Below are 384 nucleotides of genomic sequence, written 5' to 3'. Positions count from 1 at the left end.
CATGGCTAAGGAAAAATTTGAACGTAGCAAACCGCACGTAAACGTTGGCACCATCGGTCACGTTGACCATGGTAAAACCACTCTGACTGCTGCTTTGACTACTATTTTGGCTAAAAAATTCGGTGGCGCTGCAAAAGCTTACGACCAAATCGACAACGCTCCTGAAGAAAAAGCTCGTGGTATTACCATTAATACCTCTCACGTAGAATACGAAACCGAAACCCGTCACTACGCACACGTAGACTGCCCGGGGCACGCCGACTACGTTAAAAACATGATTACCGGTGCTGCCCAAATGGACGGCGCTATCTTGGTATGTTCCGCAGCTGACGGTCCTATGCCACAAACTCGTGAACACATTCTGTTGGCTCGCCAAGTAGGTGT

Annotated in this window: 1 protein-coding gene; it reads left to right on the top strand. The window is 48.7% G+C overall.

What is annotated here, in order from left to right:
• Position 1: 1 nt before the first annotated feature.
• A partial coding sequence (locus tag ACTHR2_RS10555; protein WP_196961409.1) for a GTP-binding protein occupies positions 2-384 on the top strand: 383 nt, incomplete at its 3' end.

Origin of the sequence: Neisseria sp. P0006.S004 (assembly GCF_051963015.1) — a bacterium.
Lineage (GTDB): Bacteria > Pseudomonadota > Gammaproteobacteria > Burkholderiales > Neisseriaceae > Neisseria.
This window is presented reverse-complemented; position numbering and strand designations above follow the sequence as displayed.